Source organism: Streptomyces sp. NPDC046805 (genome assembly GCF_040645355.1).
GTDB lineage: Bacteria > Actinomycetota > Actinomycetes > Streptomycetales > Streptomycetaceae > Streptomyces.
In genome coordinates this window covers 275228-302194 of sequence record NZ_JBEYYC010000003.1, presented here as the reverse complement: position 1 = coordinate 302194, position 26967 = coordinate 275228, and the positions used below count along the sequence as shown (strand labels likewise).

The following is a 26967-nucleotide window of genomic DNA, read 5'->3' as shown; positions in this document are numbered from 1 at the left end:
ACAGGGCGCCCTCAGAGGGTCCCCGGGCTATCCGCCCAAGTGACGGTTCGCGAAGTCCAGTTCCAGTTTCACCTGCTTGATTCGTTCCTCCACCACCAGGGAACCGTGCCCGGCGTCGTAGCGGTACACCTCGTGGGGTGCGCCCCTGGATTCCAGGCGCTTGACGTAGTTGTCGATCTGGCGGATGGGGCAGCGGGGGTCGTTGACGCCCGCTGAGATGTAGACCGGGGCCTTGACGTCGTCCACGTACGTGAGGGGGGAGGACGCTCGGAAGCGGTCGGGGACTTCCTCCGGGGTGCCGCCCAGGAGGGTGCGGTCCATCGCCTTCAGAGCCTCCATCTCGTCGTGGTACGCCGTGACGTAGTCGGCGACGGGGACCACCGCGATGCCCAGGGTCCAGGCGGCCGGCTGGGTGCCGATGCCGAGGAGGGTGAGGTAGCCGCCCCAGGAGGCGCCGGTGAGGATCAGGCGGTCGGGGTCCGCGAGGCCGGAGGCGATCGCCCAGTCGCGGACCGCGGCCACGTCCTCCAGCTCGATCAGGCCCACCCGGTGCTTCAGGGCGTCCGTCCACGCCCTGCCGTAGCCCGTCGAGCCGCGGTAGTTGACCCGCACCACCGCGTAGCCGTGGTCCACCCAGGCCGCCGGGCCGGCCGCGAAGGAGTCGCTGTCGTGCCAGGTCGGGCCGCCGTGCAGGTCGAAGACCGTGGGGAGAGGGCCCGTCGCCCCGGCCGGCTTCTGGATCAGGGCGTGGATGCGACCGCCGGGGCCCTCCACCCACACGTCCTCCACCACGACCGACGGCGGGCACTTCATCCCCGGCGGATCCAGGACCACCCGTCCGGTCGTCGAGCGGACCGTCGGCGGCTCGGCGGCCGAGGACCAGAGGAACTCCACGCTGCCGTCGGGGCGCGCCGTCGCGCCGGACACCGAACCCGGCGGGGTCGGGATGCTCGTCAGCTCGCCGGTCTCCAGGTCGTAGCGGAACAGCTCGCTGCGGGCCTCGAAGGCGTGGGCGATGAGGAGGGCCGTGCCGTCCGGGTACCACTCGGCGCTCACGTCGCCCTGGAGGGCCAGCTCCAGGTCCGTCTGCTCCGCCGTCGCCACGTCCCAGATCAGGGGCTCCCAGCGGCCCCGCCTCTGGTGGCCGATGAGCAGGCGCGTGTCGCCGTCGACCGGGGCGAAGCCCAGCACCTCCAGGCCCAGCTCCCGCGTGCCGCCCTCGGTGTCGTCCAGCTCGGCGACCGTCGTGCCGTCCAGGCGCAGGACGCACAGCGCGGAGTGCATCGCGTCGCCGTGCTCCGTGTGCTCGATCGCGATCAGCGAGCCGTCGTGGGAGAGGTCGCCGACGCCCGCCGACTCACGGTGGCGGTAGATCTCCACCGGGGTCGCGCCGCCGCCCGGGCGCGTGACGTGGATGGTCGTACCCTCCTCGTCCGTGGAGCGGCCGACGATCGCCGTACGGCCGTCCCGGGACAGGGCCAGGCCCGCGGGGTAGGAAGGCTCCAGGCCCGGCGTCGCGAGCTCGTCCCGGCCCCGCTCGTCGCCCTTGCCGCCCTTGCCTCTCTCCCGGCCCGCGAACGGCTGGCGGCGCCACACGCCGAACTCGTCGCCGTCCTTGTCGTCGAACCACCAGATCCACTCGCCGTCGGGCGACAGCAGGCCGTCCGTCGTGCCGTTCGGCCGGGCCGTCGCCTGGCGCTGCTCTCCCGTCGCGCGGTCCCAGGCGTACAGCTCGTACGTCCCCGTCGCGTTCGACACGAACAGGGAGCGGTCCGGTGCGTCCTGCGCCCAGTCCGGCAGCGACACCCGCGGCGCGCGGAAGCGCTTCTCCCAGTCCGGCCAGTTCTCGGACCCGCCGCGCCCGCCGTGGCCACCGTGCCCGCTGTGCCCGCCGTGCCCGTCCTGCATCTTGCTCTCGCTCATCGCCCCAGTCATGGCCCCATAGTGCCTGGCCCTGCCGACATCTCGCTGGCGAGCATCCTCAGCCTGTGGATAACTCCCCCGTCACCGCCACATCGCCCCCACCCCCGGCCCGAGCGCTCCGCGCGAGCCCCGTACCTTGGACGGTGTGTACCGGTTTCTGCTGACACCCCGCTGGTGGGGCATCAACGTCTTCGTGCTGCTCGCCATCCCCTTCTGCATCTTCATGGGGTCGTGGCAGCTGAGCCGGTTCGAGGCCCGGGTGCAGGATCACCGGAGCGCGACCGAGCAGGCCGCGTCGGCCCGGAGCGAGGCGGCCCGGCCGCTGGCCGAGCTGCTGCCCGTCGACCAGCGCACGTCGGGCCGGCGGGCCACCGCGACCGGCCGGTACGGCAAGCAGCTCCTCGTCCCCGACCGGCAACTGGACGGCAAGCGCGGCTTCTACGTGCTGACGCTGCTGCGCACCGGCTCCGGCCAGGCGCTACCCGTGGTGCGGGGCTGGCTGCCCGGCACCGCGGACCCGGCGAAGGTGCCCGCCCCGCCCTCCGGCGAGGTCACCGTCACGGGGGCGCTGCAGGCGTCCGAGACCCCGGGGGACAACGGCGTCGACGCCCGCAGCGGGCTGCCGTCGGGACAGACGTCGGCGATCAGCTCGGCCTCACTCGTGAACCTCGTGCCGTACCGGGTGTACGACGCCTGGATCACGCTCGGCAAGGGCGACTCGGGGATGACCGCCGTGCCTGCGAGCGCGCCCACGGGCACCGGGCTGGACCTCAAGGCGTTCCAGAACCTCGGCTACACCGGTGAGTGGTTCGTCTTCGCCGGCTTCGTGGTCTTCATGTGGTTCCGGCTGGTGCGCCGGGAGGCGGAGTTCGCCCGGGACGCGGCGCTCGGGATCGTGCCGGACGAGGCGAACGTGTCCCCCCAGGAGGTCCCCTCCGGTCAGGGGAACGTGTCCGACCCGGCCGGCGCCTGAGGCGGCGGTTCCCCTCCTCCTCAGGCGCCGGCGGCCGACACGGTCCACAGCCTTACGACCCAGCGGCCCTACGACCCGGCGGCCCTGCGCCTCGGCAGAGCCCTACGCTCCGGCCCTACGCCCCCGCCAGCACGCCGGTCCAGTACACGGTCCCCGCGCACGCGTTGGGCACCGTCGTCGACACCCCCGGTGAGCCTGCCGCCGGGGTGTGGGACACCAGGATGCTGCCGTCGGCCGTGCCCTCCTCGGTGACGAGCTGGGGAGCGGGGCCCGACGTGCTGCCGCTCGCGTCGGTGCCGGTGCCACCCGCACCGGCGTCCGCGGGCGGGCTGGGGTCGGTCGGCGGGTCGGTGGTGCCCGTGCCGCCGTCGCTGCCGTCGCCGCTCGGCGGGCAGGTGGCCGAGGGCACGAAGGCGAACTTCTCCTCGTAGGCCGAACCGGGCAGCAGCACCAGGCCGGTGGCCTCCAGGGACGGGTCGGGCAGGCCGGCCGCGGCGTCCCCGGAGACATGGCGGGCCGTGCCGATCGCGGCGGGGTCGGCGGCCCCCTGGGCCATGGCGCTCACGGTGCCCACGCCGCCGACGGTGCAGCCGGTGGCGGAGATGTTGGTGACCCGGAAGGTGCCGTAGACGATGCCCGCGGTGTCGGGGGCGGCGACCGTCGCGGTGGCTGAGCCCAACTGCTCGGCCGTGCACACGGGGACGCTCGCGCCCGTGGAGGCCGAGGGTCCGCTCCCGCCGGTCGCACCGGTGACCGTACCGCCGCTCTTGCCCTTGTCGGCGTCCTTCTTGCCGTGCTTGCCCTTCTTGGCGGACTGGCCGCCGGAGCCGGCCGTGGCGCCGGCGCCGCCGTCCGGGTTCTTCTGGCCGGTGCCGCCCTGGGCCTGGGAGGCCTCGCCCGCGATGGACGTGTTGGGGTCGGAGCCGGCGGAGTTGGAGACGTGGACGAGGGCCGGGATCGCGGTGCCGATGAACAGGGCCGCGGCCGCCATGCCGATGGCCGCCTGTCGCTTGCGCGCCCGCCGGGCGGGGACCGCCCGGCGGAGGTGGTCCAATGTGCCGTCGCTCGGTTCGATGTCGTCGACCGCCGTGTGCAGCATCCGGCGCAGGGCGAGCTCGTCCGAGTCGAGCTCCTCGGGGCCCATTTCGTCGCGGCCGTGGTTCACAGTTCCGTTCCCAGCGTGCGATGGCGTGTGCTCTTGCTCGTGCCCGTCTGTCGGCTCGTGCCAGGCATAGGGCTCATGGCGTTCATGGGAACCGCCGTCCGGGGCGCGGTCGCTCATGCGGACGCCCCCATCGCCACGCGCAGCGCCGCGACGCCGCGCGAGCCGTACGCCTTCACCGAGCCCAGCGATATCCCGAGCGACTCGGCCACCTGGGCCTCGGTCATGTCCGCGAAGTAGCGCAGGACCAGGACCTCGCGCTGGCGGCGCTGGAGGCCCTTCATGGCCTTGATGAGGTCGCGGCGCTCCAGCTGGTCGTACGCGCCCTCCTCCGCGCTCGCCATGTCCGGCATCGGCTTGGAGAGCAGCTTCAGGCCGAGGATGCGGCGGCGCAGCGTGGAGCGCGAGAGGTTGACGACCGTCTGGCGCAGGTAGGCGAGGGTCTTCTCCGGGTCCCGGACGCGTTTGCGGGCCGAGTGGACGCGAATGAAGGCCTCCTGGACGACGTCCTCGCAGGAGGCGGTGTCGTCGAGGAGCAGCGCGGCGAGACCGAGCAGCGAGCGGTAGTGCGCCCGGTAGGTCTCGGTGAGGTGGTCGACGGTCGTGCCGGCCGCCGTGGTCTCCTCGGCGTCGTCACGCTGACTGGGAATGCGGGCGGGCCGCGCAGCGGGCATGGGCGCGATCACCGGCATGCCGCCGGACGCACCGGGCACGCGCGGGCGGAGCGCCGGCCGGGGCGGCCGGAGGGCCGTGCCGCGGGTCGGTTGGGGTATCCCCGGCTCGAAGAGCTTGGGGGAGAGTTCAAGTACCTCTGCCACGCCAGTTGGACACGCTGCACCCCCCTGGGGTTGTACGCGCCGGGCATCACTTTTGCGTCAGGTGCCGCAGCCCGCTGCGTTTCCGTGTCCGGCATCACATCCGACGGTGCCTCACGTGCCGTCATGCGTCCCGCTCTTCCCTTATGTCCCATGTGAAGGGCGCCATGTCCCCCACGAAAAGGGCGCCCTCACGCCCCCGAAGGACGATCGCAAAGACGCTCCCCGCCATCCGCGCGGTTGCGGAGGGCGGGGAGCAAAATCTTGCGGTGCCGAGGGGTCCTTGATCAAGTGATCTTGATCATGCCCTGGTCACCTTTCAAACGATCGTCCGCCGTAGATCCTACAAATGGAGCGGATTCCGGACACGATATTTTGCGCCGACGTGAGGCGGGACACCAACTCGGCCGCCCTCACGCCCACTCGGCGGCCACCAGCTCGGCGATCTGCGCGGTGTTGAGCGCGGCCCCCTTGCGCAGGTTGTCGCCGCACACGAAGAGTTCGAGCGCCGTGGGATCGTCGAGCGCCCGGCGCACCCGGCCGACCCAGGTCGGGTCGGTGCCCACCACGTCCGCCGGAGTGGGGAACTCACCGGCCTCCGGGTTGTCGAACAGCACGACACCGGGCGCGGTCGCGAGGATCTCGCGGGCGCCGTCGACGGTGACCTCGCCCTGGAAGCGGGCGTGGACGGTGAGGGAGTGCGTGGTGACGACCGGGACGCGCACACAGGTCACGGCGACCGGAAGGTCGGGCAGTCCGAGGATCTTGCGGGACTCGTCCCGCACCTTCATCTCCTCCGACGACCAGCCGTCCTCCCTCAGCGACCCGGCCCACGGCACGACGTTCAGCGCGACCGGCTCCAGGAACGGCCCGGTCCGCTCCCCCACGACCCGCCGTACGTCGCCGGGGCTGGTCCCCAGCTCCGTACCGGCCACCAGGGACAGCTGGTCCCGCAGCGTCTCCACGCCGGCGCGCCCGGCCCCGCTCACCGCCTGGTACGACGACACCACCAGCTCGCGCAGCCCGAACTCGGCGTGCAGCGCGCCCAGGGCGACGATCATCGACAGGGTCGTGCAGTTGGGGTTGGCGATGATCCCGTGCGGCCGTACCCGGGCCGTGTGCGGATTGACCTCGGGCACCACGAGGGGCACCTCCGGGTCCATCCGGAAGGCGCCGGAGTTGTCGACCACCACCGCGCCCTTGGCGGCGGCGATGGGCGCCCACTCGGCGGAGACCTCGTCCGGTACGTCGAACAGGGCGACGTCGACCCCCTCGAAGGCCTCCTCGGACAGGGCCGTCACCTCGACCTCCTCGCCGCGCACGGCCAGCTTGCGGCCGGCCGAGCGCGGGGAGGCGATCAGGCGGATCTCGCCCCAGATGTCCGCGCGCTGGGACAGGATCTGGAGCATGACCGAGCCGACCGCGCCGGTCGCCCCCACGACCGCGAGCGTCGGGCGGGCGGTCGGCGCTTTCGGCGCGGTCGGCGCGGTCAGGGCCATCAGCGGCCGGTGCCTCCGTAGACGACGGCCTCGTCGCTGTCGGAGTCCAGCCCGAAGGCGGTGTGCACGGCGCGGACGGCCTCGTGCACGTCGTCGGCGCGCGTGACGACCGAGATACGGATCTCGGAGGTGGAGATCAGCTCGATGTTCACGCCCGCGTCGGACAGCGCCTCGAAGAAGGCGGCGGTGACGCCCGGGTTGGTCTTCATGCCCGCGCCGACCAGCGAGATCTTCCCGATCTGGTCGTCGTATCGCAGCGAGTCGAAGCCGATGCCGCCCCTGCTCTTCTCCAGGGCGTCGATGGCCTTGCGGCCCTCGGTCTTCGGCAGGGTGAACGAGATGTCCGTCAGACCGGTGGAGGCGGCGGACACGTTCTGCACGACCATGTCGATGTTGATCTGGGCGTCGGCGATGGCGCGGAAGATCGCGGCGGCCTCGCCCGGCTTGTCCGGCACACCGACGACCGTGACCTTGGCCTCGGAGGTGTCGTGCGCGACACCGGAGATGATGGCCTGCTCCACCTTCTTGTCCCCTTGCTCGATCGGCTCACTGCTGACCCACGTGCCCTTGAGCCCACTGAAGGACGAGCGGACGTGGATCGGGATGTTGTAGCGGCGGGCGTACTCCACACAGCGGTGGAGCAGCACCTTGGAGCCGGAGGCCGCGAGCTCCAGCATGTCCTCGAAGGAGATCCAGTCGATCTTCTTCGCCTTCTTCACCACGCGCGGGTCGGCGGTGAACACGCCGTCGACGTCGGTGTAGATCTCGCAGACCTCGGCGTCGAGGGCGGCGGCGAGCGCCACCGCGGTGGTGTCGGAGCCGCCGCGGCCGAGGGTGGTGATGTCCTTCTTGTCCTGGCTGACGCCCTGGAAACCGGCGACGATGGCGATGTTGCCCTCGTCCAGCGCGGTCCGGATGCGTCCCGGCGTCACATCGATGATCCGGGCCTTGTTGTGGACCGAGTCGGTGATGACACCTGCCTGGCTGCCGGTGAAGGACTGGGCCTCGTGGCCCAGGTTTTTGATGGCCATGGCCAGCAGGGCCATGGAGATCCGCTCCCCGGCGGTCAGCAGCATGTCGAATTCACGCCCGGCAGGCATCGGGGATACCTGCGCGGCGAGATCGATCAGCTCGTCCGTCGTGTCGCCCATCGCGGAGACCACGACAACCACCTGGTTGCCGTTCTTCTTGGCTTCCACGATCCGCTTGGCGACGCGCTTGATGCCCTCGGCATCGGCTACGGAGGAGCCTCCGTACTTCTGCACGACAAGGCCCACGTGCGCTCCTCGCTCAGTCCGTCTCTTCACCCGCGTATACGACGGTGTACCGCAGGTCGGCTCAGTCTACCGAGCGGCGGTATCTCACCTCTTGGGTGTCGCATGGTGAGATGTCCGTCCGCTGCCGTCGAGATACCCCCTGCCCAATGTCACGCAAGTGATGGCTGTGCATTAAGTTTCAACAATTATTCGCGACCGAGGGTGTACGCACGCGGACCAAGGGTGTAGGCAGCGGACCATGACAGAGATGCTGCTGGCCGGCGCGGTGCTCCTCGGCGCGAGCGTGCAGTGGCTGACCGGGATGGGCTTCGCCCTGGTCGCCGTACCGGCGCTGATCCTGCTGCTCGGGCCCACCGAGGCGGTCGTGCTCGCCAACATCGCGGGCGGGGCGATCAGCGTGGTGGGACTGACGGGCGGCTGGCGGCGGGTACGGCCGGGGGCGATGGTGCCGCTGTGCGCGGCGGCGGCGTGCACGGTCCCGGCGGGCGCCTGGCTGACGCACCACCTCTCCGTCTCCACGCTGATGCTCACCATGGGCGCCCTGGTGACGGTGGCCGTGCTGCTGATCATGTACGGCGCCCGGGTCCCGGCGCTGCGCGGCCGCGGCGGCGCGGTGACCGCCGGCGCGATCGGCGGCTTCATGAACGCGGCGGCGGGGGTGGGCGGCCCGCCCATCTCCCTGTACGCCGTCAACGCGGGCTGGACGGCACGGGAGTTCGTGCCGAACGCGCAGTTCTACAGCGTCGTCGTGAACACCTTCTCGATCGCGGCCAACGGCCTGCCCCACCTGAACATCGTCCGCTGGGCGGCCGTCGCCGCCGCACTGGTGACGGGCGCGGCGATCGGCAGGGCGGTCGCCGGCCGGCTGTCTGAGAGCCGGGCACGTCTCCTGCTCCTGGCGCTCGCCCTGACGGGCGGCCTGAGCACGCTGGCGAAAGGGCTCTGGGGGCTGTGAGGCCGCCGCCTCGCCGCCCGAGACTCAGGCCCCGGGCCGAACTGCGGCGACGAACGCCGCCCAGGCCGGGGCGGGGATGCGGAGTTCGGGGCCCGCGGGGGCCTTGGAGTCACGGACGTGGATGGCGGTGGAGAGGGCTACCTCGACGCAGTTGCCGCCCTCGTCGTCGCTGTAACTCGACTTGAACCACTTCAACTGGTCACTCACGACTGACCACCATCCGCTCGATGAAATCGGCCGACTCGTCGGGGCTGAGAGCCTGTGTGCGGATCATGCTAAGCCGCTCGGTCACCCGGCTGACAACCCCTGGATCGGCCGAAAGCTGGCTCGCGAACTGGCCCTCGCTGAAAGCGAATCGCTCGTGGTCACGCGTCTCCAGAAGAACCATGGGCCCCAGCAGGGAAGAAGGCACCATCCGCTCGAAGGGAAGCACCTGCACCACCACATTGCGCAGACGGGCAACGTCCAGCAAGTGCCGCAACTGCTCGGCGTCCACCTGGGAGTTGCGCAGCACCGCCTCGTAGAGAACGAAGCTCAACCCCACCGGCGGTTTCCGGTCGGTGAGGATGGACTGCCGCTCCATGCGGGCCGCGATCCGTTCCTCCACCGTCTCCTCGTCCAGGGGCGGCACCCGGTTGTCGATGAGCGCCCGCGCGTACCCCCGTGTCTGCAACAGGCCGGGGACGAGCGTGACTTCGTACGACCAAAGACTGATCGCCTCCCGCTCTCGCTCCATGAAGTCCTGCGCCCGCGCAGGGAACCGCTCCCGGTTGACGAACTCCTTCGCCGCGCTCAACATCCCCTGCGCCCCGCACAGTTCGTCCGCCACGTCCAGGACGCGCGACGTCGGCCTGCGCACGCCGCGCTCCATCGACGCGATCGTCTCCGAGGAGTAGTTGGCGGCGGACGCGAGCTTCTCGCGGCTGACGTCCGCCCTCGTGCGCCAGCGTTTCAGCTGGTCGCCGCCGTAACGCCAGGCCATCGGCGGCTGGTTGTTGTAGTCGACCGACATGGCGGCCACCTCCGGCCAGTACGCAACGGAGCCCCTCGTTCACTACTGAGCGTAGAGAGACGAGAGGCCCGGCGTGACCGGAATGGGGTTTTACTTCCCCTGGTGCATCCCCAGCGGACCCGCGATCTCCTCGGCCATGACCTTGCCGGCCTCGGCCTCCAGGGTCTCGTCGCCCATGCCCTGGTCGGTGTCCAGGCCGTCCAGTTCCTCCAGGGGCTGGTCCAGGCGGACGTGGGCCAGCACGGAGTGGAGCGCGCGCAGGGTCGCGGAGGCCGTGGAGCCCCAGTTGGAGAAGTAGGAGAACTGCCACCACCACAGGGCCTCGACGGTGCGGCCCGCACGGTAGTGGGCCATGCCGTGGCGCAGGTCGGTGATGACGTCGGCCAGGTCGTCGGAGATACGGGCCGGGACGGGCGCCGTACGGGGCTCGTAGGGGTCGAAGACCTCCGAGTAGATGTCCACCGGGTCCAGCAGGCGGGCGAGGTTCTCGCGGAGTTCGTCGACGTCCGCCTCCGGGCCCAGGTCGGGCTCGTAGCGCTCGTCGGGGACGATGTCCTCGTGCGCACCCAGGCGGCCGCCGGCCAGGAGGAGCTGGGAGACCTCCAGGAGGAGGAAGGGGACGGTCGAGCCGGGCTCGTCGCCCCTCGCCACCTCCGTGACGGCCACCAGGAAGCTCTCGATCTGGTCCGCGATCTGGACCGCGAAATCGTCCGGGTTCTGCGTCGTGGCATGCAGCGTGGCGTCAGACATCTAGGAGTCGTCTCCCCTCGAAGGCCCGGCCGAGGGTGACCTCGTCGGCGTATTCCAGGTCGCCACCCACCGGGAGGCCGCTGGCCAGGCGGGTGACCTTCAGGCCCATGGGCTTGATCATGCGGGCGAGGTACGTCGCCGTCGCCTCGCCTTCGAGATTGGGGTCCGTGGCCAGGATCAGCTCGGTGACCGTACCGTCGGCCAGGCGGGCGAGGAGCTCCCGTATGCGCAGGTCGTCCGGGCCGACGCCCTCGATGGGGCTGATCGCGCCGCCGAGCACGTGGTAGCGGCCCCGGAACTCCCGGGTGCGCTCGATCGCGACGACGTCCTTCGGCTCCTCGACCACGCAGATGACCGAGGGGTCGCGGCGGGCGTCGCGGCACACCCCGCACAGCTCCTCCTGCGCGACGTTGCCGCAGGTCGCGCAGAAGCGGACCTTGGCCTTCACCTCAAGAAGCGCCTGGGCCAGGCGCCGTACGTCCGTCGGCTCCGCCTGCAGGATGTGGAAGGCGATCCGCTGCGCGCTCTTGGGACCGACGCCGGGCAGCCGCCCCAGCTCGTCGATGAGGTCCTGAACCACGCCTTCGTACAACGGACTGCCTTTCCTTGTGTCTATCGGTACGTACGGTAGTTGGCCGCCGCCTGTCCTAGGAAGGCGTGACGGGTGCCCGGTGGGCGACGAACATCAGAACGGCAGGCCCGAGCCGCCCATACCCTGGGCCAGCGGGCCCAGCTTCTGCTCCTGGAGGGTCTGGGCGTTCTCGTTGGCCGCCTGGACCGCCGCGACGATCAGGTCGGTGAGGGTGTCCGTGTCCTCCGGGTCGACCACCTTCGGGTCGACCTTCAGCGCGCGCAGCTCACCGACGCCGGTCACGGTCGCCGTCACCAGGCCGCCGCCCGCCTGCCCCTCGACGTCCGTGTTCGCCAGTTCCTCCCGGGCCCTGGCGAGGTCCTGCTGCATCTTCTGGGCCTGCTGCAGCAGCTGCTGCATGTTGGGCTGGCCGCCACCGGGAATCATGATCAGCTCCTGGTCCGGTTCTTGGGAGTTGTCGCTCTGCTGTGCATGAGCCTACGTGGTCGACGAAGCCACCGCCCTGCCACTCTTTCGAGTGAGAACCTCCAGGACCCTATACCTGATCAAGGGCCCCTTCTGGGCGAAATGGCAGTGAAAGCTACTTCTTCGCCACCCATTGGGCGGTAGTAAGGGTGCCGCGCATCAGCATCCAATGTCACGGAACGTGACGGGTCGCGAGTCAGGTAGGGAGTGCCGGGTGGGTCAGCCGGAGATGCAGCCCGAGGGTCCGCCTCAGGACGGGCGGGGCGAGGGCGCGGCCGGGCTGCGTCCGGAGGATCTGACCGGGCGGGCGCTTCCGCTCGGCGACTGGGCGGAGCCGGCCGAACGCCTCGACGAGCTGTACCGGTGGGTGGAGCGGGGCGCGCTGGACACGGCGGCCTGGTATCTCACGGACCGGGTGTGGAAGCGGCGGGGCGCCCGGGCGCTGCGCGCGGGGGCGGCGTCGGGCGCGGTGGCGGGCGGCGCGCTGCCGTTGCTGGACCTGACCGGGGCGATCGGCGGGGCCGCGCCCTGGGGATACCTCGCGCTGCTGCTCGCGGTGGCGTGCATGGCCGTCGACCGGTTCTTCGGGGTGACGTCCGGGTGGATAAGGGACGTGGCGACCGCGCAGGCGATCCAACGGCGGCTCCAGGTGCTCCAGTTCGACTGGGCGTCGGAGAGCGTGCGGGAGGTCCTGGGACCGACGGAGGGCACGGCGAGCGAGGCCGCGGAGCGGTGTCTGAGCGTGCTGCGGCGGTTCTCGGAGGACATGACGGAGCTGGTGCGCGCGGAGACGGCCGACTGGATGGTGGAGTTCCGGACGGGGTCGGCCCCGCTCGGCATCCAGAGCGGGGTGACCGCCGGGCCCCGCCCGGACACGGCAAGCACGTTCGGGCGCTTCCCGCTGCCGCCGGGAGCGGGCGCCCGGCCGAACATGCCGCGGCAGCGGCCACCGGAGCCGCGGTAGCGACGGTCGATCCGCGGTGGCGACCGCCGATCCGCGGTGGCGACCGTCGATCCGAGCCTGTGGCCCGGTGGTCTAGGACTGCGGCGCCGGGAACGCCACCGGGCTCCGCTCCCCCGCCCTGTTCACCGCCCGCACGCCGAAGAAGACGTTGTCCTTGGACAGATCGATCTCGTACGTCGTCACGTCGCCCACCGGGATGACATGGGTCCACTCGGGAGCCGTCGTCTCGCGCCACACGACCTCGTAGCCCGCGAGGTCGGGCTCGGTGCCGCGGGTCCACCGCAGCCGGGTGGAGTTGGTCAGCAGGGAGGTGTCGATCTTCGCGTCGCGCGGGGTGCCCGGTGCCTGGGCCAGCGTCCACAGGGCCGCCGCGTTGACCCGGGCGACCCGTGCCACGAACGGGAAGTCGCAGAACTCGGGCAGGTCGCCGAACTGCTTGCCGTCGGCGTCGACCCGTACGTCCTGGTGCTGGTGGGCGAAGTTCTCGGCCGGCTCGGTGAACCGGGCGGCCGGGTAGGCGCGCTCGAGGAAGGGGATGTGGTCGCCGCCCCGGCGGTAGCGGTCGCGGCGGTAGACGACGCGGACGTGCATCCGCGTCGCGTCGTTCTCGGCGACGTCGCGGACGAAGCGGGCCAGCTGGCGCGAGGGCGAGTCGTTCTCACCGCCCACCGACTGGCGTATCGCCGCCTGCTCGGGGGTCTCCGAGGTGGGCACGCCCTCCGCGAACAGCCGGATCGTGTACGGGTCCCGGGTGCCGTCGTCGGCCGTGCTGCTGCCGACGATGTCGTTGGTGAACATGCCCTGGACGTCCGCGCCGGCCGACTTGAACTGCTCCGCCATGTGCGTGGAGCCGTACAGCCCCTGCTCCTCCCCCGCCACCGCCGCGCACACGATCGTCGACGCGGGCCGGCGCTTCGCCAGCACCCGCGCGATCTCCATCGACACGGCGACGCCCGACGCGTCGTCGTCCGCTCCCGGCGCGTCCGAGGTGGAGTCCATGGGGTCCGTGCACCGCGAGTCGTAGTGGCCCGAGACGACGTACACGCGCTCCGGCGTGACCGACCCGCGCAGGGTGGCGACGACGTTGGTGATGCGGGTGGCCGTCGGGACACGGTTCGCCGGCTCCTGGATGTACGACTGGAGCTCCACCGTCATGCGGCCGCCCGACTCGGCGGCGTACGAGCGGAGTTCGGCCGCGATCCAGTCGCGCGCCGCGCCGACCCCGCGTACCGGGTCGTCCTGCGACGAGAGCGTGTGCCGCGTACCGAAGGAGACGAGCTTGCGGACGGTCGCCTCGATGCGCGCGGGGTCGATCTCCTTGAGCAGGGCGCGGAGTTCGTGGGAGGGCTCCTGGGCCGTCGCGGGCGGCTCCCCACCACCGGACACCTCACCGGCCGCGGCCGGGCGTCCCAGTGCGACGGCCCCCGCGCCCGCCGCCGCCGTCGCGGTCAGAATCGTTCTCCTGCTGGGGCGCATGAGTCCTCCCGGGGGCGGTGCGAGCCATGGGTGCCGAATCCCGGGTCGTAATAGTTGTGTACGTGACAATCTCTGGCAAGGGTGCGGACAGGCTTTCCGAACGTCAGCCGCCCTTCGTGTACGTCAACACCTCACCGGACGTCTTGTTCACGCGGCGCAGACGGCCACCCGGCAGGAGGGTGACCTCGGTCGCCTCGCCGGGAGCGCAGGACGACTTCGGCTCGCCGGTGGTGACCGCGGACGGCCCGATCTTCAACGGGCCGTGGCTGCCCGGGCGTTGGGCGAGCTTCGCACGGAACACGCAGTGGTAGCGGCCGTCGCCGGCAGGCCCGTCGGCGACGAGCGTCAGGACCGCGTCGCCCACCTTCCCCTGCTCGATGGTCAGTTCACGGGTGTTGTGGCCGCCCGCGTTGTCGATCGACGTTTTCCACTCCCCCAGGTACGCCGCCGGGACGGCACCGGCAGCCGGCGGCGCGGTCCTGGGAGAGGGCCGGGGGGAGGTGGGGGCCTGGGCCGGGGACGGCCCGGAGGTCGTCCCGGTTCCGCTGCCGCCCTGGTCGTCGCCGCTGCGGCTGCTCGTCAGCACCGCGTACACCGAGCCGCCCGCGCCGAGCGCGACGACCAGCGCGACCGCGACGAGCAACAGCGTGGAGCGGCCGTTGCCGCGCGGGGGTTCCTGGGCCGGGAGCCCGGTCCGGTCACCGGCCTGCTGCGGGTGGCCGTACGCGGGAGGGGGCGGGGACACCGCGGCCGGGAGTGGCTGCCGTAGGCCCATCGCGGGCAGGCCGTCCACCGCGGCGCCGTGGCCGAACGCTCCCGGCGGTCTCGGCGGGCTCGGCCGCCCCTGCGGATGCGGGGCCGCGGGCCGGGCCGGCGCGGAGGCGTCGTCGGCGGCGGGGGCGTGTTCGAGCGAGGCGGAGGAGGCGTACGCGTGATCCCGCACCCCACCGGGAGCCCTTGCCTCGACCACACCACCGACCGCCTGTCCCGCCTCTCCCGCCTCGTCCGTGTCCTCCGTTTCCGCCGTGTCCGCCGTGTCCGCCGTGTCCTCTGCGGTCTCCGAATCCGGCAACCGCACCGCATGCCGCCCCAGTTGGGCCACCAGCGCCCCCGGCAGCCACGGTTCCTTCGAGCGGCCGTCGGACAGCGTGCCCTCCGCTCGCGTCACGTCCAGGATGCGCGCCAGGCTCGGGCGGGCGGCCGGGTCCTTGCGCAGGCAGTCGCGTACGAGGTCGGTCAGGCCCCAGGGGAGGCCCTCCAGGTCGGGTTCCTCCTGGGCTATGCGGAACATCAGGGCGCGAACCCCGCTGTCGGCGGTGCCGAAGGGGAGCGTGCCGGTCGCGGCGTAGGCGAGCACGGAGCCGAGGCTGAAGACGTCGCAGGCGGGGGTGATCCGATCGCCGCGCACCTGCTCGGGCGCCATGAAGCCGGGCGAGCCGAGCAGTGAGCCGGTGCCGGTGAGACCGGTGAGGCCGTCCCCGGTCAGGGGCTCCAGCGCCCGCGCGATCCCGAAGTCGATGACCCGCGGACCGTCGACGGTCACCAGCACGTTGGACGGCTTGAGGTCGCGGTGGACGATCCCGGCGGCATGGATGTCCTGGAGCGCGCGCGCGAGCCCGGCCGCGAGAATCCGTACCGACTGCTCGGGCAGGGCGCCGTGGTCGTGCCCGACGACCTGCTGGAGGCTGGGCCCGGCGACGTACCCGGTGGCGACCCAGGGCACGGCCGCCTCGGTGTCCGCGTCGAGCACGGGCGCCGTCCAGTGACCGCCGACCTTCCGCGCTGCCCGCACCTCCTGCCGGAACCGCGCCCGGAACTCCTCCCGCGCGGCGAGCTCCTCGCGGACCAGCTTGACCGCGACGGTACGGCCCCGGTCGGACCGGGCGAGGTACACCTGCCCCATCCCGCCCGCGCCGAGCCGCGCCAGCAGCCGGTACGCCCCGACCCTGCGCGGATCCCCGGATCCCAGCTCCGCCATGGCTGCGCCCGCCTTCCCCCTGTGTGTGGCGGCCGAGAATAGTGCCCGACGTGAGGGGAGTCGCAGGGGGTGGTGCCCACGGTTCCGCAAACCCGCATCGACAACCTGTCGCGCCAACCCGCCGACCACCGAACAGGACGCCGATGTCGCGTCCGTATCCCGGACATTTACGCTCGGCCGCATGACCCCTCAGCCCAACCCCGAAGCCGGCGCCGCGGTGAAGGCCGCCGACCGCGCCCATGTGTTCCACTCCTGGTCCGCGCAGGAGCTCATCGACCCGCTCGCCGTCGCCGGCGCGGACGGGTCGTACTTCTGGGACTACGACGGCAAGCGGTATCTGGACTTCACCAGCGGGCTCGTCTTCACCAACATCGGATACCAGCACCCGAAGGTCGTCGCCGCGATCCAGGAGCAGGCGGCGAACATGACGACGTTCGCGCCCGCGTTCGCCGTCGAGGCGCGGTCGGAGGCGGCCCGGCTGATCGCCGAGCGGACGCCCGGCGACCTGGACAAGATCTTCTTCACCAACGGCGGCGCCGACGCCGTCGAGCACGCCGTGCGGATGGCCCGGCTGCACACGGGCCGCCCGAAGGTGCTGTCGGCGTACCGCTCGTACCACGGCGGCACGCAGCAGGCCGTGAACATCACCGGCGACCCGCGCCGCTGGGCCTCGGACAACGGCTCCGCGGGCACCGTCCACTTCTGGGCGCCCTTCCTCTACCGCTCGCGCTTCTACGCCGAGACCGAGGAGCAGGAGTGCGCGCGGGCGCTGGAGCACCTGGAGACGACGATCGCCTTCGAGGGGCCCGGCACCATCGCCGCGATCATCCTGGAGACGATCCCGGGCACGGCGGGGATCATGATGCCGCCGCCGGGCTATCTCGCGGGCGTGCGGGAGCTGTGCGACAAGCACGGGATCGTCTTCGTCCTCGACGAGGTCATGGCCGGGTTCGGGCGCACCGGTGAGTGGTTCGCGGCCGACCTGTTCGACGTCGTGCCCGACCTGATGACCTTCGCCAAGGGCGTGAACTCGGGGTACGTGCCGCTCGGCGGTGTCGCCATCTCCGGGAAGATCGCGGAGACCTTCGGCAAGCGCCCGTACCCGGGCGGACTGACGTACTCCGGTCATCCGCTGGCCTGCGCGGCCGCCGTCGCCACGATCAACGTGATGGCGGAGGAGGGCATCGTCGAGAACGCGGCCAAGCTGGGCGCGACCGTCGTCGAGCCGGGGCTGCGGGAGCTGGCGGAGCGGCACCCGAGCGTCGGCGAGGTGCGCGGCGTCGGCATGTTCTGGGCGCTGGAGCTGGTCAGGAACCGGGAGACCAGGGAGCCGCTGGTGCCGTACAACGCGGCGGGCGAGGCGAACGCGCCGATGGGGGCGTTCGCGGCCGCCGCCAAGCAGCAGGGGCTGTGGCCGTTCGTCAACATGAACCGGACGCACGTGGTGCCCCCGCTCAACGTGACCGAGGCCGAACTGGCGGAGGGCTTCGCGGCCCTGGACGCCGCGCTGTCCGTCGCCGACGAGTACACGGAGTAACCAGGCGCCCGGAGTCGGGGCGCGACGGAGGAGACGCGCCGGGCTCGCCGCCGGATCGGACGGGCCCGACGCAACTCCAGGTCCTCGGCGCACGGCTGACGCACAGCCACATGGGCGGCGCATCTCGGGGGCTTCCCGGCGCCGCCCCCGCGTGCGGACGCAACGCCGGGAAGCCGAACGCGTAAGGTGACCTGTTTGAAGACATCAACACGAGTCCGTCACCCGCCCGCGTGAGGAGAGGCCACGACCATGCCCGGCAATGGCGCTGTGACCCGCAGTACCCTGCGCCAGCAGATCGCGGACGCGCTCCGCGACGAGGTGCTGGCCGGGCGGCTCCAGCCGGGGTGCGCGTTCACCGTGAAGGAGATCGGGGATCTGTACGGCGTCTCGGCGACCCCGGTCCGCGAGGCGCTGGTCGACCTGTCGGCGCAGGGCATCCTGGAGGCCGACCAGCACCGCGGCTTCCGGGTCCCGGAGTACTCGGCCCGGGACTACCGGGGCATGATCGAGGCTCGCCGCCTGGTCACCGACGGCATGTTCCAGGCCCTCATCGACGGCCACGAGACCTTCCACGACCCCAAGAGCCCCCGTATCGAGGCGGCCCTCACCACGGTACGGCGGCGCGGCGAGGAGGCGCAGCGCGCGGCGGGCGCCGGTGACCTCACCATCCTGATCGGCTACGACCTGCGCTTCTGGCGTGAGCTCAGCGCGCTGTTCGGCAACCCCTACCTCGCCGACTTCCTGCACCGGCTGCGCCTGCGGTCGTGGGTGTGCGCGGTGCAGCACCTGCGCCGGCTGCCGGACCTGCGCGGCCACCTGTGGTCCGGCCACACCGAACTGGTCGACGCCCTCGCGCGCCGCGACGCCGTGGCCGCCCGCGCGATCGTCGCCGCGGCCAACGAGCACTCCCTCGCCCTCATCGAGCGCCTCGGCGCCGAATGACCCCGCATGACGCGCATGAACGGCGGATGAACGGCAGGCCGGGGCGGCGGTCCGGCACCCGTACGAGGAGGTGCAAGGGGGCACAAGCGGGGCACAAAGGGGGGCTGACTCGGCGCCTCAGCGACTACTCTTCCTTGACACCGTGCCCTGCGCGCCTGCGTGCCGATGCGAGGAGCTCTCTTTGGCCTGTGACCTCTGGCTGGTACCACTCGTCGACGTGTTGTGCCACACCCCCGACAACCCGTTCGCCGAGGAACTCGCGCAGTACAACGCGGTGCTCGCCGAGGCGGGGCTCCCGCCTGTGCCGGTGTACCAGTACATGCCGGGCCTGTCCGGCGAGGTCGCCCCGGTGGCCGGATTCGACTACGACGCACTGCACTTCCTGCGCCGGGTGTACCTGCTGCAGATGTGCGGACTGCAGGTGACGCCGGTGGACGAACTCGGCGGAGACTACGAGCAGTTGCTGGAGATGTTCGAGTCGACGGCCCAGCAGTCGCACCTGGTCTGGCACTACGACCACGCGGGCGCCTACGTCCCCGTCGACTTCCCGAACCCACTGTCCAGCGACGAACTCCTCGCGGGCGGCGGCCCGTTGGGTTCCTCCCACGCCCTGCTCAGGGAGCTGGAGGCGGTGGCGCCGTCGATCGGCATCGACCCGTCCAACCCGCCCGCCGCCCCCGAACCACCGCTCGGCCCCACGGAGTTGGAGGAGCCGGCCGTCCCGGCGCCGTACGACCCGAGCCCCTTCGCCCGCGAGCGGCACGTGTGGCTGGGGCTGCACGCCGCGGCGACGCGCAGCCTGGCGCAGGGGTCGATGATCGTGTTCAGCTGACCGTCAGGTCAGCCGGCTGATGCGGCCGAAGCCCTGCTGCAGGTCGTCCACGTTCATGACCGGGGTGACCTCGATCTCGGCGTTCAGCTGGGTGAAGAACGGTTCGGCCAAGGGCGGCAGCTCCGAGCTGTCCTTCAGGTCGAGGAACAGCAGCACCGTCCGCCGGCCCCCGAGGGACCCGAAGTAGGCGGCCTCGGGCTTGACGCGGTCGACGATCGACTTCATCAGCTCGGCCATCTGGTCCTCGCGGACGATGTCGTTCGCCTTCTCCGTGTCCAGCATCGCCTTGAACATCACGCGCATGCCGTCTCACCCTCTCACTGAGCCCCGAACCGTTCCGGATTCTTCCGGTCACATGCGCTTCGTACGGTTCCATACGGCCCGTCGGCAGGAGCCCCTGACACGCGAACCGCCCCCGTCGGCAGCAGCCGTACGGGGGCGGTTCGCGTGCGGGTTCGCGGATGGGACGATCCGCGGACTACAGGAACGAGTTGATCTCGATCGTCTCGTCGCGGCCCGGGCCCACGCCGATCGCGGAGATCGGGGCGCCGGACATCTCCTCCAGCGCCTTGACGTAGTTCTGGGCGTTCTTCGGGAGGTCGGCGAAGGTCTTGGCCTTCGTGATGTCCTCCGACCAGCCGGGGAGGTTCTCGTAGACCGGCTTCGCGTGGTGGAAGTCGGTCTGGGAGTACGGGAGCTCCTCGACGCGCTTGCCGTCGATCTCGTACGCGACGCAGACCGGGATCTCCTCCCAGCCGGTCAGGACGTCCAGCTTGGTGAGGAAGAAGTCCGTCAGGCCGTTCACACGGGTCGCGTAGCGGGCGATCACCGCGTCGAACCAGCCGCAGCGGCGGTCGCGGCCGGTGGTCACACCCCGCTCGCCGCCGATGCGACGCAGCGCCTCGCCGTCCTCGTCGAACAGCTCGGTCGGGAACGGACCGGCGCCGACGCGGGTGGTGTACGCCTTCAGGATGCCGATGACCCGGCTGATCTTCGTCGGGCCGACGCCCGCGCCGGTGCACGCACCGCCCGCGGTGGGGTTGCTGGACGTCACGAAGGGGTACGTGCCGTGGTCGATGTCCAGGAGCGTGCCCTGGCCGCCCTCGAAGAGGACGACCTTGTCGTCCTCCAGGGCCTGGTTGAGGACCAGCACCGTGTCGGCGACGTACGGCTTGATCTGCTCGGCGTAGCCCAGCAGCTCCTCGACCACCTGGTCGGCGGCGATGGCGCGCCGGTTGTAGAGCTTGGTGAGGACCTGGTTCTTGACGTCGAGGGCCGCCTCGACCTTCTGCTGCAGGATCGACTCGTCGTAGAGGTCCTGCACGCGGATGCCGACGCGGTTGATCTTGTCCGCGTACGTCGGGCCGATGCCGCGCCCGGTCGTCCCGATCTTCCGCTTTCCGAGGAAGCGTTCCGTCACCTTGTCGACGGTGACGTTGTACGGGGTGATGACGTGCGCGTTACCGCTGATGAGGAGCTTGGACGTGTCGACGCCGCGCTCGTTCAGACCGCTCAGCTCGGAGAGCAGGACCGACGGGTCGACGACGACACCGTTGCCGATGACCGGCGTACATCCAGGTGACAGGATTCCGGAAGGGAGTAGGTGCAGTGCGTACTTCTGGTCGCCGACGACCACCGTGTGGCCGGCGTTGTTGCCACCCTGATAGCGCACTACATAGTCGACGGAACCACCGAGCAGGTCCGTCGCCTTTCCCTTGCCTTCGTCACCCCACTGAGCACCGAGCAGCACAAGTGCGGGCACGCGCGTACACCCCTTCCGGGCGGGGCATGTCCAAGGTCAGGGGCGTACGCGGAGGGTCCACCGCCGCGTGCCGCCGCGACCGTCATTGGCCGCCAACCGTCGGACCGGATGCCCCGGAATAGACGAAGCCCCTGGCGCAATAGCGCAAGGGGCTCTTGCACAAAGATGCTACCCGAGGAAGCGAGGCAGGACCGAGGTGGCGACCTTCGCGACGTCCGATCAGCTGCTGGTGGTCATCGATCCGGCTGCCCGCTCCACGGACGGCGAGTCCGTACGGATCGCGAAAGACGTGCTCAGCGCGGGTGCGGCCACGAAAGTGTGCCTGCCGGACGGCCCCGAGGAATTCGCCCGGGCGCTGCGGCGCAGAGGCTCGCGGCGCCCGGTGGTGGTCGGGGACGACCACGCCCTGATCCGCGCGGTCTCGCTGCTGCACCGGCAGCGGGAACTGTCCGGATGCGCACTGTCGGTCGTCCCGGTCGGAGGCGCGCACGCCCTGGCGACGACCCTCGGGGTGCCGACGGGAGCGGTGGCGGCGGCGCGGGCGGTGCTGGACGGGGTCGAGCGCCGGATGGACCTCCTGGTCGACGACAGCGACGGGGTGGTGCTGGCGGCGCTGGGCATCCCGCCGCTTCCCGTGCGGGAGACCCAGCCGGCGGAACCGGTGACCGTTGCCGCCCCCGGGCGTCCGTGGCTGCGGTCGACGTACCAGTCCCTGGTCCGCACCCTGGCGGCGCGCCCGTCCCGTCTCGCGACGACCGTGCCCGCACCCGGGCCCGCGAGGCTGCGGGTGGAGGTCGACGGCGTGACGCTCGTGGACCTGGACCAGCCGGTGGAGGGCGTCTCGGTGACCCCCGGCTCCGCCGGCCTGGCCGAGGTCGAGGTCCGCCCGGCACCGCTCGCAAACACCGACTCCCCGCTCCTGCGGGCCACGGGCCGCACGGTCACGGTGACCGGCGCGGACTTCCGCTACCGCGCGGACGCGGCGGTGTCGGGACCGGTCCGCAGACGGACGTGGCGGCTGGTGGAGGGCGCGTGGGGGCTCACGGTGCCGTCACCGTGAGCCGGGCGCTTCGAAGCCTGAGGTGTCGAGGGTGCAGTCGAAGGGCTTCGGGATATGGAGCTTCTCGCCGAACGGCTTCGTGCAGCGTGACTCATACCCCTTGGCCGAGGGCGTCCAGAACACGGTCACCTGCTCCTCCTGCATGTCGAGGAGGAGATAGACCGGGACACCACCCCTTCCGTACACGGCGACCTTGTCGGTCAGATCGTCGTCCCGGGTGGCGGCGGACGTCAGTTCAGCGACGAACGAGAGAGCCTCACCGTCCAGACGGTTGCTGGCCGTCTCGAAGATTCGCCGCGGAGCTGCATGAATGTCCGGTCCGTACGCGCGCTCGTCCTGTGGGAAGACGTACAGGAACGGCCCGCTACTGATGACGTGCCCTTCAGGCAGAGACGAATGGAGCTGTTGGCACACCAGCCCCATCACACGGAGGTAGTACCCCTTCGACCACGGCGACAAGACGATGCTCCCCCTGATGATCTCGGCCTTGTAGCCCACAGGCGCGACAACCTCATCGAGGTCGTCCAGCAGCGCCTCGAAGCTGCGGGACTCGGTGCCGCTTATCGTCGGTCGCTCAGTCATCAACGTCATGATGCGCCCTCCCTCCGACGCAGACCAGCCACAACTCAGCGTAGCCGTCCATACGCAATGGCGTGATCTGTTTGTCAGTCCCGGCCGAAGGCCCTCTCCCGGTGCGCCCGCCAGCGCTCCATCATGGCCGCGACCTCGCTGTCGATGAACTCGAAGAAGGCGAGCGTCTCGGCCATGCGGCGGCCCGCCGGGGTGTCCGCGCCCAGGCTGGTGACGCCCTGACGCAGCGCGCCTTCCCAGCGCTTGATGACGGCTTCGCGGTTGGTGAGTGCCTCGTACCACTGGTTGCCGTGCACCCGGTAGCGCTCCCGCCGCGAGCCGGGCTCCCGCTCGCGCGCGACCATGTGCTGCTGGGCCAGGTAGCGCACGGCTCCGGAGACGGCGGCCGGGCTGACCTGGAGCAGTTCGCTCAGTTCGGCGGAGGTCAGTGAGCCGGAGTCGGACGCCAGCAGGGCCGCGAACACGCGCGCCGGCATCCGCTGCATCCCGGCCTCGACAAGCTGCGCCGCGAAGCCCTCCACGAACGTCGAGACCGCGTCCGGATCCCGCCCGGCTGTTTCCGTCATACCGTCAGCCTACCCGAGGTTTACACGGTTCCTTAACTTCACAAATTTCTGAACGAAGCGTACGTTCTGAATCATGACGAAGGCAATCAGCGTCCTGGGGCTGCACAAGTCCTTCGGCCGCACCCACGCACTGGACGGCCTCGACCTGGACGTCGAGACCGGCGAGGTCCACGGCTTCCTCGGCCCCAACGGTGCCGGGAAGTCCACCACCATCCGGGTCCTGCTCGGCCTGCTGCGCGCCGACTCGGGCGCCGCGCAGGTGCTCGGCCGCGACCCGTGGGCGGGCGCCGTGGAGGTGCACCGCCGGATCGCCTACGTGCCCGGCGACGTCACCCTGTGGCGCAACCTCTCCGGCGGCGAGGTCATCGACCTGTACGGCCGGCTGCGCGGGGGCCTCGACCAGCGGCGCCGGGCGGACCTGGTCGAGCGCTTCGAACTCGATCCCGCCAAGAAGGGCCGCACTTACTCCAAGGGCAACCGGCAGAAGGTCGCCCTCGTCGCCGCGTTCGCCTCGGACGTGGACCTGCTGATCCTGGACGAGCCGACGTCGGGCCTCGACCCGCTGATGGAGGAGGTCTTCCAGTCCTGCGTCGAGGAGGAACGGGACCGCGGGCGGACCGTCCTGCTGTCCTCGCACATCCTCAGCGAGGTGGAGGAGCTGTGCGACCGGGTCAGCATCATCCGCAAGGGGCGCACCGTCGAGAGCGGCTCCCTGGCCGACCTGCGCCATCTGACCCGGACCAGCGTGAGCGCCGAACTGGCCGGTCCTCCCGACGGGTTGACGCAGCTGCCCGGCGTCCACGACCTCGACGTACAGGGCCACCGGGTCAGGCTGCAGGTCGACACCGACAAGCTCAACGACGTCCTGCGCTCGCTGAGCGCGTCGGGCGTGCGCTCCCTGACGTCGACACCGCCGACGCTGGAGGAGCTGTTCCTGCGGCACTACCAGGACGCGGGTGCCGACACCGCCGAGGCCCGCGAGGTGGCGCGATGACCGCGCCCGCCGTCTCCGTGGCCGCCGCATCACCAGGCCGCGCCCGCCAACTCGCCGGTACCGGCGCCCTGGTGCGCTTCGCGCTGCGCCGCGACCGGACGACGCTCCCGGTCTGGATCGCGGTGAACCTGCTGATGGTCCTCTCCATGCCGAAGTCGCTGCAGGCCCTCTACGGCACCGCTGCCCAACGCGCGGACCTGCGGCGCCAGATGAGCGCCAACGCCTCCCTGCGCGCCCTGGTCGGCCCGGTCTTCGACGACTCGCTGGGCGCGCTGACGGCCTGGCGCGTCGGTGTCTACGCGGGCGCGCTGGCCGCGGTCATGAGCCTGCTCGTCGTCGTACGGCACACCCGGGACGAGGAGGAGAGCGGACGGCAGGAGCTGGTGTCGTCCGCGGCGGTGGGGCGCCGGGCCCCGCTGACCGCGGCGCTGCTCACGGCCGCGGTCGCGAACGCCGTCCTGGCGCTGCTGATCACGGCGGGCCTGGCGGGACAGGGCGCCGCCGGGGCACTGGCCTTCGGCCTCGGCATCGGGGGCGTCGGCATGGTCTTCGCGACGATGGCGGCGATCGTGGCCCAGCTGACGGAGAGCGCGCGGCTCGCCCGCGGGCTGACCGCGGGCGTGCTCGGTGCCGCCTTCGTGCTGCGCGCGGGCGGCGACTCGGCCAAGGACGACGGGTCGTCGGTGCTGACCTGGCTGTCCCCGCTGGGCTGGCTGGAGAACGTACGGGCGTTCGCGGCCGAACGCTGGTGGGTGCTGCCGCTCTTCGCGGCGGCCACCGCCGTGCAGGCGGCCGTCGCGTACGCGCTCGCCGGACGCCGTGACATCGGCAGGGGTTTCCTGGCGACCAGGCCGGGCCCCGCCCGGGGACGGCTGCGGTCGGCGGGCGCGCTGGCCTGGCGGCTCCAGCGCGGCAGCCTGCTCGGCTGGTCGATCGGCTTCTTCCTCGCCGGGGTGGTGTACGGCGGGCTGACGGAGGGCGCGGCCGACCTGGTCGGCGGCAACGCGCAGGCCCGCGCGATGTTCGAGCGCATGGGCGGCCACTCCGGCGTGACGGACGCCTTCCTCGCCTCGATGACCGGGCTCATGGGCCTGATCGCCGCGCTGTACGTCGTCGCGTCCGTGCTGCGCCTCAGCGGCGAGGAGACCTCCGGCCGGGCGGAACCCGTCCTGGCGACCGCCGTGGGCCGCCCGCGCTGGGCCGCGGGACATCTGGCCCTCGCCTTCGGCGGGACGGTGCTCCTCATGCTGCTCACCGGGCTGGGCTTCGCCGCCGGCTACGGCAGGGAGGCCGGCCCGATCCTCGGCGCCTGCCTGGTGCAGGTGCCCGCGGTGTGGGTGGTCGGCGGCGTGGCGGTGCTGCTGTACGGCGTGCTGCCCCGGGCCGCGGGCGCCGCCTGGGCAGTCGCCGGTGCGGTGCTGCTGATCGGCTGGGTCGGCCCCGCGCTGGACGTCCCTCAGGGCGTGCTGGACGTGTCGCCCTTCGGGCATCTGCCGAAGCTGCCCGGCGGGGCGATGGAGTGGCGGCCGGTCCTCGTCCTCACGGCCCTGGCCGTGGCCCTGGTGGGCGCGGGGCTGGCGGGGCTGCGGCGGCGGGACCTGACCACCTGAGTTCCGCCTTCACCCCACCGCCACGCTCAGTCCCGCCAGCCCCCGGATCACGAAGTTCGGCTTGCGCTCCGGCTCTGCCGCCAGGGTCAGGGCCGGGGCCCGGTCGAGCAACGCGCCCAGGGACGCGGCCAGTTCGATACGGGCCAGGGGTGCGCCGATGCAGTAGTGGATGCCCGCGCTGAAGGAGAGGTGCGGGTTGTCCTCGCGGCGCAGATCCAGCCGGTCGGGATCGGCGAACACGGCCGGGTCGTGGTTGGCGGACCCGAACAGCATCGCGATCTCCGCTCCCCTCGGGATCACCGTGCCGTCGATCTCGATGTCGTCCAGGACCCAGCGCTCGAAGAGCTGGAGCGGGGTGTCGTAGCGCATCAACTCCTCGACGGCGGACGGGATCAGGGAGTGGTCGGCGCGCAGCGCGGCCAGTTGCCCCGGGTTGCGGAAGAGCGCCCACCAGCCGTTGACCGTCGCGTTCACCGTGGCCTCGTGGCCGGCGTTCAGGAGCAGGACGGCGGTCGAGATCATCTCCTGCTCGGTCAGCCGGTCGCCCTCGTCGTGGGCCGCGATCAGACCGGAGATCAGGTCCTCGCCGGGCTCCTCGCGGCGGGCGGCGATGAGCTCCCTGAGGTACTGCGAGAACTCGGCCGACGCCCGCACCGCCCTCGCCGCCGTCTCGTCGGACGGGTTCAGCTCGTACATCCCGCAGATGTCCGCCGACCACGGCCGCAGGTGGGCCCGGTCGGACTCCGGGATGCCCAGCATCTGCGCGATCACGGCCACCGGCAGCGGCTCGGCCACGTCCGTCAGCAGATCGCCGCCGCCCGCCTCCACCAGCGCCGACACCAGGTCGTCCGCCAGCGCGTGGACGTACGGCTTCAGACGCTCCACCGTGCGCGGAGTGAACGCCTTCGACACCAGGCGCCGGATGCGGGTGTGGTCCGGCGGTTCCAGGTCGAGCATGCCGTGGTCGTTGAGGACGTGGAACGGCTCGTGCTCCGGCGGGGGCGCGGTGCGCCCGAAGTCCTCGTGCGTGAAGCGGTGCCGGTAGGTCCGCCCGAGCCGCCGGTCGCGCAGCAGGGCCGCGACGTCCGCGTGGTGCGGGACGAGCCACTGGTCGGTCGGCGCGTAGTGGAGCACACGGCCGCGCGCCCGCAGCTCGGCATAGGCCGGGTAGGGGTCGGCGAGGAACCCCGGGTCCCAGGGGTCGAAGGCGAGGTCCGCAAGCGCTGCCATGC

At 71.6% G+C, this 26967-nt stretch carries 26 protein-coding genes; 9 read left to right on the top strand and 17 right to left on the bottom strand.

Going from position 1 to position 26967, the window contains the following annotated elements; translation table 11 throughout:
• Positions 1-27: 27 nt before the first annotated feature.
• Positions 28-1908, bottom strand: a complete 1881-nt coding sequence (locus tag ABZ910_RS05935) for a prolyl oligopeptidase family serine peptidase (RefSeq protein ID WP_361359984.1) — start codon at positions 1906-1908, stop codon at positions 28-30.
• Between the two features lie 160 nt (positions 1909-2068).
• Between ABZ910_RS05935 and ABZ910_RS05930 the strand changes: the two genes are divergently transcribed.
• Positions 2069-2896 carry an SURF1 family protein gene (locus tag ABZ910_RS05930; RefSeq protein ID WP_361359849.1) on the top strand — a complete coding sequence of 276 codons (828 nt, stop codon included), beginning with the start codon at positions 2069-2071 and terminating at the stop codon, positions 2894-2896.
• A gap of 115 nt (positions 2897-3011) precedes the next feature.
• Here ABZ910_RS05930 and ABZ910_RS05925 read toward each other — a convergent pair whose 3' ends face one another.
• The 4 genes from ABZ910_RS05925 to ABZ910_RS05910 form a co-directional block, all read right to left on the bottom strand.
• Positions 3012-4061, bottom strand: a complete 1050-nt coding sequence (locus ABZ910_RS05925) for a hypothetical protein (protein ID WP_361359846.1) — start codon at positions 4059-4061, stop codon at positions 3012-3014.
• A gap of 113 nt (positions 4062-4174) precedes the next feature.
• Positions 4175-4750 carry a SigE family RNA polymerase sigma factor gene (locus ABZ910_RS05920; protein ID WP_361359981.1) on the bottom strand — a complete coding sequence of 192 codons (576 nt, stop codon included), beginning with the start codon at positions 4748-4750 and terminating at the stop codon, positions 4175-4177.
• Between the two features lie 536 nt (positions 4751-5286).
• Entirely contained in the window at positions 5287-6372 is a 1086-nt protein-coding gene (locus ABZ910_RS05915) for an aspartate-semialdehyde dehydrogenase (protein WP_361359843.1), read from the bottom strand.
• The gene (locus ABZ910_RS05910) at positions 6372-7649 is read right to left on the bottom strand and encodes an aspartate kinase (protein WP_361359840.1); all 1278 of its coding nucleotides are present in this window, start codon (positions 7647-7649) and stop codon (positions 6372-6374) included. Before ABZ910_RS05910 ends, ABZ910_RS05915 begins: the two co-directional genes overlap by 1 nt.
• A 238-nt stretch (positions 7650-7887) precedes the next feature.
• Between ABZ910_RS05910 and ABZ910_RS05905 the strand changes: the two genes are divergently transcribed.
• Positions 7888-8604 (top strand): sulfite exporter TauE/SafE family protein, encoded by a 717-nt coding sequence (locus ABZ910_RS05905; protein WP_361359837.1) that lies wholly within the window; start codon positions 7888-7890, stop codon positions 8602-8604.
• A 24-nt stretch (positions 8605-8628) separates the two neighbouring features.
• Here ABZ910_RS05905 and ABZ910_RS05900 read toward each other — a convergent pair whose 3' ends face one another.
• From ABZ910_RS05900 to ABZ910_RS05880, 5 genes are all read right to left on the bottom strand, one after another.
• On the bottom strand, positions 8629-8811 hold the full coding sequence (locus tag ABZ910_RS05900; protein WP_361359834.1) for a DUF397 domain-containing protein: 183 nt from the start codon (positions 8809-8811) through the stop codon (positions 8629-8631).
• The gene (locus tag ABZ910_RS05895; RefSeq protein ID WP_361359831.1) at positions 8804-9616 is read right to left on the bottom strand and encodes a helix-turn-helix transcriptional regulator; all 813 of its coding nucleotides are present in this window, start codon (positions 9614-9616) and stop codon (positions 8804-8806) included. The genes ABZ910_RS05900 and ABZ910_RS05895 overlap by 8 nt, the downstream gene beginning before the upstream one ends.
• Positions 9617-9706: 90 nt before the next feature.
• Positions 9707-10366 carry a DUF5063 domain-containing protein gene (locus ABZ910_RS05890; protein WP_361359828.1) on the bottom strand — a complete coding sequence of 220 codons (660 nt, stop codon included), beginning with the start codon at positions 10364-10366 and terminating at the stop codon, positions 9707-9709.
• Complete coding sequence (recR, locus tag ABZ910_RS05885; protein WP_361359825.1) at positions 10359-10958, bottom strand: recombination mediator RecR; 600 nt, start codon at positions 10956-10958, stop codon at positions 10359-10361. Before recR ends, ABZ910_RS05890 begins: the two co-directional genes overlap by 8 nt.
• Positions 10959-11051: 93 nt before the next feature.
• Entirely contained in the window at positions 11052-11384 is a 333-nt protein-coding gene (locus ABZ910_RS05880) for a YbaB/EbfC family nucleoid-associated protein (RefSeq protein ID WP_361359822.1), read from the bottom strand.
• A 253-nt stretch (positions 11385-11637) separates the two neighbouring features.
• Here ABZ910_RS05880 and ABZ910_RS05875 point away from each other — a divergent pair, with 253 nt between their 5' ends.
• Positions 11638-12387, top strand: coding sequence for an SLATT domain-containing protein (locus tag ABZ910_RS05875; protein ID WP_361359819.1), 750 nt, complete (start codon positions 11638-11640; stop codon positions 12385-12387).
• Positions 12388-12459: 72 nt separating this feature from the next.
• Here ABZ910_RS05875 and ABZ910_RS05870 read toward each other — a convergent pair whose 3' ends face one another.
• Together ABZ910_RS05870 and ABZ910_RS05865 are read right to left on the bottom strand one after the other, a co-directional pair.
• Positions 12460-13863, bottom strand: a complete 1404-nt coding sequence (locus ABZ910_RS05870; protein WP_361359816.1) for a M20/M25/M40 family metallo-hydrolase — start codon at positions 13861-13863, stop codon at positions 12460-12462.
• A gap of 103 nt (positions 13864-13966) precedes the next feature.
• On the bottom strand, positions 13967-15841 hold the full coding sequence (locus ABZ910_RS05865) for a serine/threonine-protein kinase (protein ID WP_361359813.1): 1875 nt from the start codon (positions 15839-15841) through the stop codon (positions 13967-13969).
• A gap of 181 nt (positions 15842-16022) precedes the next feature.
• On the opposite strand from ABZ910_RS05865, the gene ABZ910_RS05860 reads away from it, so the two are divergent.
• The 3 genes from ABZ910_RS05860 to ABZ910_RS05850 all read left to right on the top strand — a co-directional run bounded on the left by ABZ910_RS05860 (position 16023) and on the right by ABZ910_RS05850 (position 19152).
• Complete coding sequence (locus ABZ910_RS05860; RefSeq protein WP_361359810.1) at positions 16023-17378, top strand: aspartate aminotransferase family protein; 1356 nt, start codon at positions 16023-16025, stop codon at positions 17376-17378.
• 249 nt (positions 17379-17627) lie between these two features.
• The gene (locus ABZ910_RS05855) at positions 17628-18320 is read left to right on the top strand and encodes a GntR family transcriptional regulator (protein WP_361359807.1); all 693 of its coding nucleotides are present in this window, start codon (positions 17628-17630) and stop codon (positions 18318-18320) included.
• 181 nt (positions 18321-18501) lie between these two features.
• Entirely contained in the window at positions 18502-19152 is a 651-nt protein-coding gene (locus tag ABZ910_RS05850; protein WP_361359804.1) for a hypothetical protein, read from the top strand.
• A gap of 3 nt (positions 19153-19155) precedes the next feature.
• On the opposite strand, the gene ABZ910_RS05845 is transcribed toward ABZ910_RS05850, so the two are convergent.
• The gene (locus ABZ910_RS05845; RefSeq protein ID WP_361359801.1) at positions 19156-19455 is read right to left on the bottom strand and encodes a hypothetical protein; all 300 of its coding nucleotides are present in this window, start codon (positions 19453-19455) and stop codon (positions 19156-19158) included.
• Positions 19456-19630: 175 nt separating this feature from the next.
• A complete protein-coding gene (locus ABZ910_RS05840; RefSeq protein WP_361359799.1) occupies positions 19631-20914 on the bottom strand; it encodes an adenylosuccinate synthase in 1284 nt (427 codons plus the stop codon).
• A gap of 196 nt (positions 20915-21110) precedes the next feature.
• Here ABZ910_RS05840 and ABZ910_RS05835 point away from each other — a divergent pair, with 196 nt between their 5' ends.
• A complete protein-coding gene (locus tag ABZ910_RS05835) occupies positions 21111-21974 on the top strand; it encodes a diacylglycerol kinase family protein (protein WP_361359796.1) in 864 nt (287 codons plus the stop codon).
• Here ABZ910_RS05835 and ABZ910_RS05830 read toward each other — a convergent pair.
• Both ABZ910_RS05830 and ABZ910_RS05825 read right to left on the bottom strand, forming a co-directional pair.
• The gene (locus ABZ910_RS05830; RefSeq protein WP_361359793.1) at positions 21966-22565 is read right to left on the bottom strand and encodes a Uma2 family endonuclease; all 600 of its coding nucleotides are present in this window, start codon (positions 22563-22565) and stop codon (positions 21966-21968) included. The genes ABZ910_RS05835 and ABZ910_RS05830 overlap by 9 nt on opposite strands.
• Before the next feature lie 74 nt (positions 22566-22639).
• Positions 22640-23131 (bottom strand): MarR family transcriptional regulator, encoded by a 492-nt coding sequence (locus ABZ910_RS05825; RefSeq protein WP_361359790.1) that lies wholly within the window; start codon positions 23129-23131, stop codon positions 22640-22642.
• A gap of 73 nt (positions 23132-23204) precedes the next feature.
• On the opposite strand from ABZ910_RS05825, the gene ABZ910_RS05820 reads away from it, so the two are divergent.
• Together ABZ910_RS05820 and ABZ910_RS05815 are read left to right on the top strand one after the other, a co-directional pair.
• The gene (locus ABZ910_RS05820; protein WP_361359787.1) at positions 23205-24125 is read left to right on the top strand and encodes an ABC transporter ATP-binding protein; all 921 of its coding nucleotides are present in this window, start codon (positions 23205-23207) and stop codon (positions 24123-24125) included.
• Positions 24122-25735, top strand: coding sequence for an ABC transporter permease (locus tag ABZ910_RS05815; protein WP_361359784.1), 1614 nt, complete (start codon positions 24122-24124; stop codon positions 25733-25735). The genes ABZ910_RS05820 and ABZ910_RS05815 overlap by 4 nt, the downstream gene beginning before the upstream one ends.
• A 9-nt stretch (positions 25736-25744) precedes the next feature.
• On the opposite strand, the gene ABZ910_RS05810 is transcribed toward ABZ910_RS05815, so the two are convergent.
• Positions 25745-26965 (bottom strand): cytochrome P450, encoded by a 1221-nt coding sequence (locus ABZ910_RS05810; protein WP_361359781.1) that lies wholly within the window; start codon positions 26963-26965, stop codon positions 25745-25747.
• Positions 26966-26967: the final 2 nt, after the last annotated feature.

Excerpts from the sequence above, each read along its gene's own strand:
- ABZ910_RS05915 (WP_361359843.1), bottom strand. The coding sequence starts at position 6,372 with ATGGCCCTGACCGCGCCGACCGCGCCGAAAGCGCCGACCGCCCGCCCG.
- ABZ910_RS05860 (WP_361359810.1), top strand. The coding sequence starts at position 16,023 with ATGACCCCTCAGCCCAACCCCGAAGCCGGCGCCGCGGTGAAGGCCGCC.
- ABZ910_RS05935 (WP_361359984.1), bottom strand. The coding sequence starts at position 1,908 with ATGCAGGACGGGCACGGCGGGCACAGCGGGCACGGTGGCCACGGCGGG.
- ABZ910_RS05825 (WP_361359790.1), bottom strand. The coding sequence starts at position 23,131 with ATGACGGAAACAGCCGGGCGGGATCCGGACGCGGTCTCGACGTTCGTG.
- ABZ910_RS05845 (WP_361359801.1), bottom strand. The coding sequence starts at position 19,455 with ATGCGCGTGATGTTCAAGGCGATGCTGGACACGGAGAAGGCGAACGAC.
- ABZ910_RS05880 (WP_361359822.1), bottom strand. The coding sequence starts at position 11,384 with ATGATTCCCGGTGGCGGCCAGCCCAACATGCAGCAGCTGCTGCAGCAG.
- ABZ910_RS05920 (WP_361359981.1), bottom strand. The coding sequence starts at position 4,750 with ATGCCGGTGATCGCGCCCATGCCCGCTGCGCGGCCCGCCCGCATTCCC.
- ABZ910_RS05890 (WP_361359828.1), bottom strand. The coding sequence starts at position 10,366 with ATGTCTGACGCCACGCTGCATGCCACGACGCAGAACCCGGACGATTTC.
- ABZ910_RS05810 (WP_361359781.1), bottom strand. The coding sequence starts at position 26,965 with ATGGCAGCGCTTGCGGACCTCGCCTTCGACCCCTGGGACCCGGGGTTC.
- ABZ910_RS05870 (WP_361359816.1), bottom strand. The coding sequence starts at position 13,863 with ATGCGCCCCAGCAGGAGAACGATTCTGACCGCGACGGCGGCGGCGGGC.
- ABZ910_RS05895 (WP_361359831.1), bottom strand. The coding sequence starts at position 9,616 with ATGTCGGTCGACTACAACAACCAGCCGCCGATGGCCTGGCGTTACGGC.
- ABZ910_RS05855 (WP_361359807.1), top strand. The coding sequence starts at position 17,628 with ATGCCCGGCAATGGCGCTGTGACCCGCAGTACCCTGCGCCAGCAGATC.
- ABZ910_RS05905 (WP_361359837.1), top strand. The coding sequence starts at position 7,888 with ATGACAGAGATGCTGCTGGCCGGCGCGGTGCTCCTCGGCGCGAGCGTG.
- ABZ910_RS05820 (WP_361359787.1), top strand. The coding sequence starts at position 23,205 with ATGACGAAGGCAATCAGCGTCCTGGGGCTGCACAAGTCCTTCGGCCGC.
- ABZ910_RS05815 (WP_361359784.1), top strand. The coding sequence starts at position 24,122 with ATGACCGCGCCCGCCGTCTCCGTGGCCGCCGCATCACCAGGCCGCGCC.
- ABZ910_RS05865 (WP_361359813.1), bottom strand. The coding sequence starts at position 15,841 with ATGGCGGAGCTGGGATCCGGGGATCCGCGCAGGGTCGGGGCGTACCGG.
- ABZ910_RS05830 (WP_361359793.1), bottom strand. The coding sequence starts at position 22,565 with ATGACGTTGATGACTGAGCGACCGACGATAAGCGGCACCGAGTCCCGC.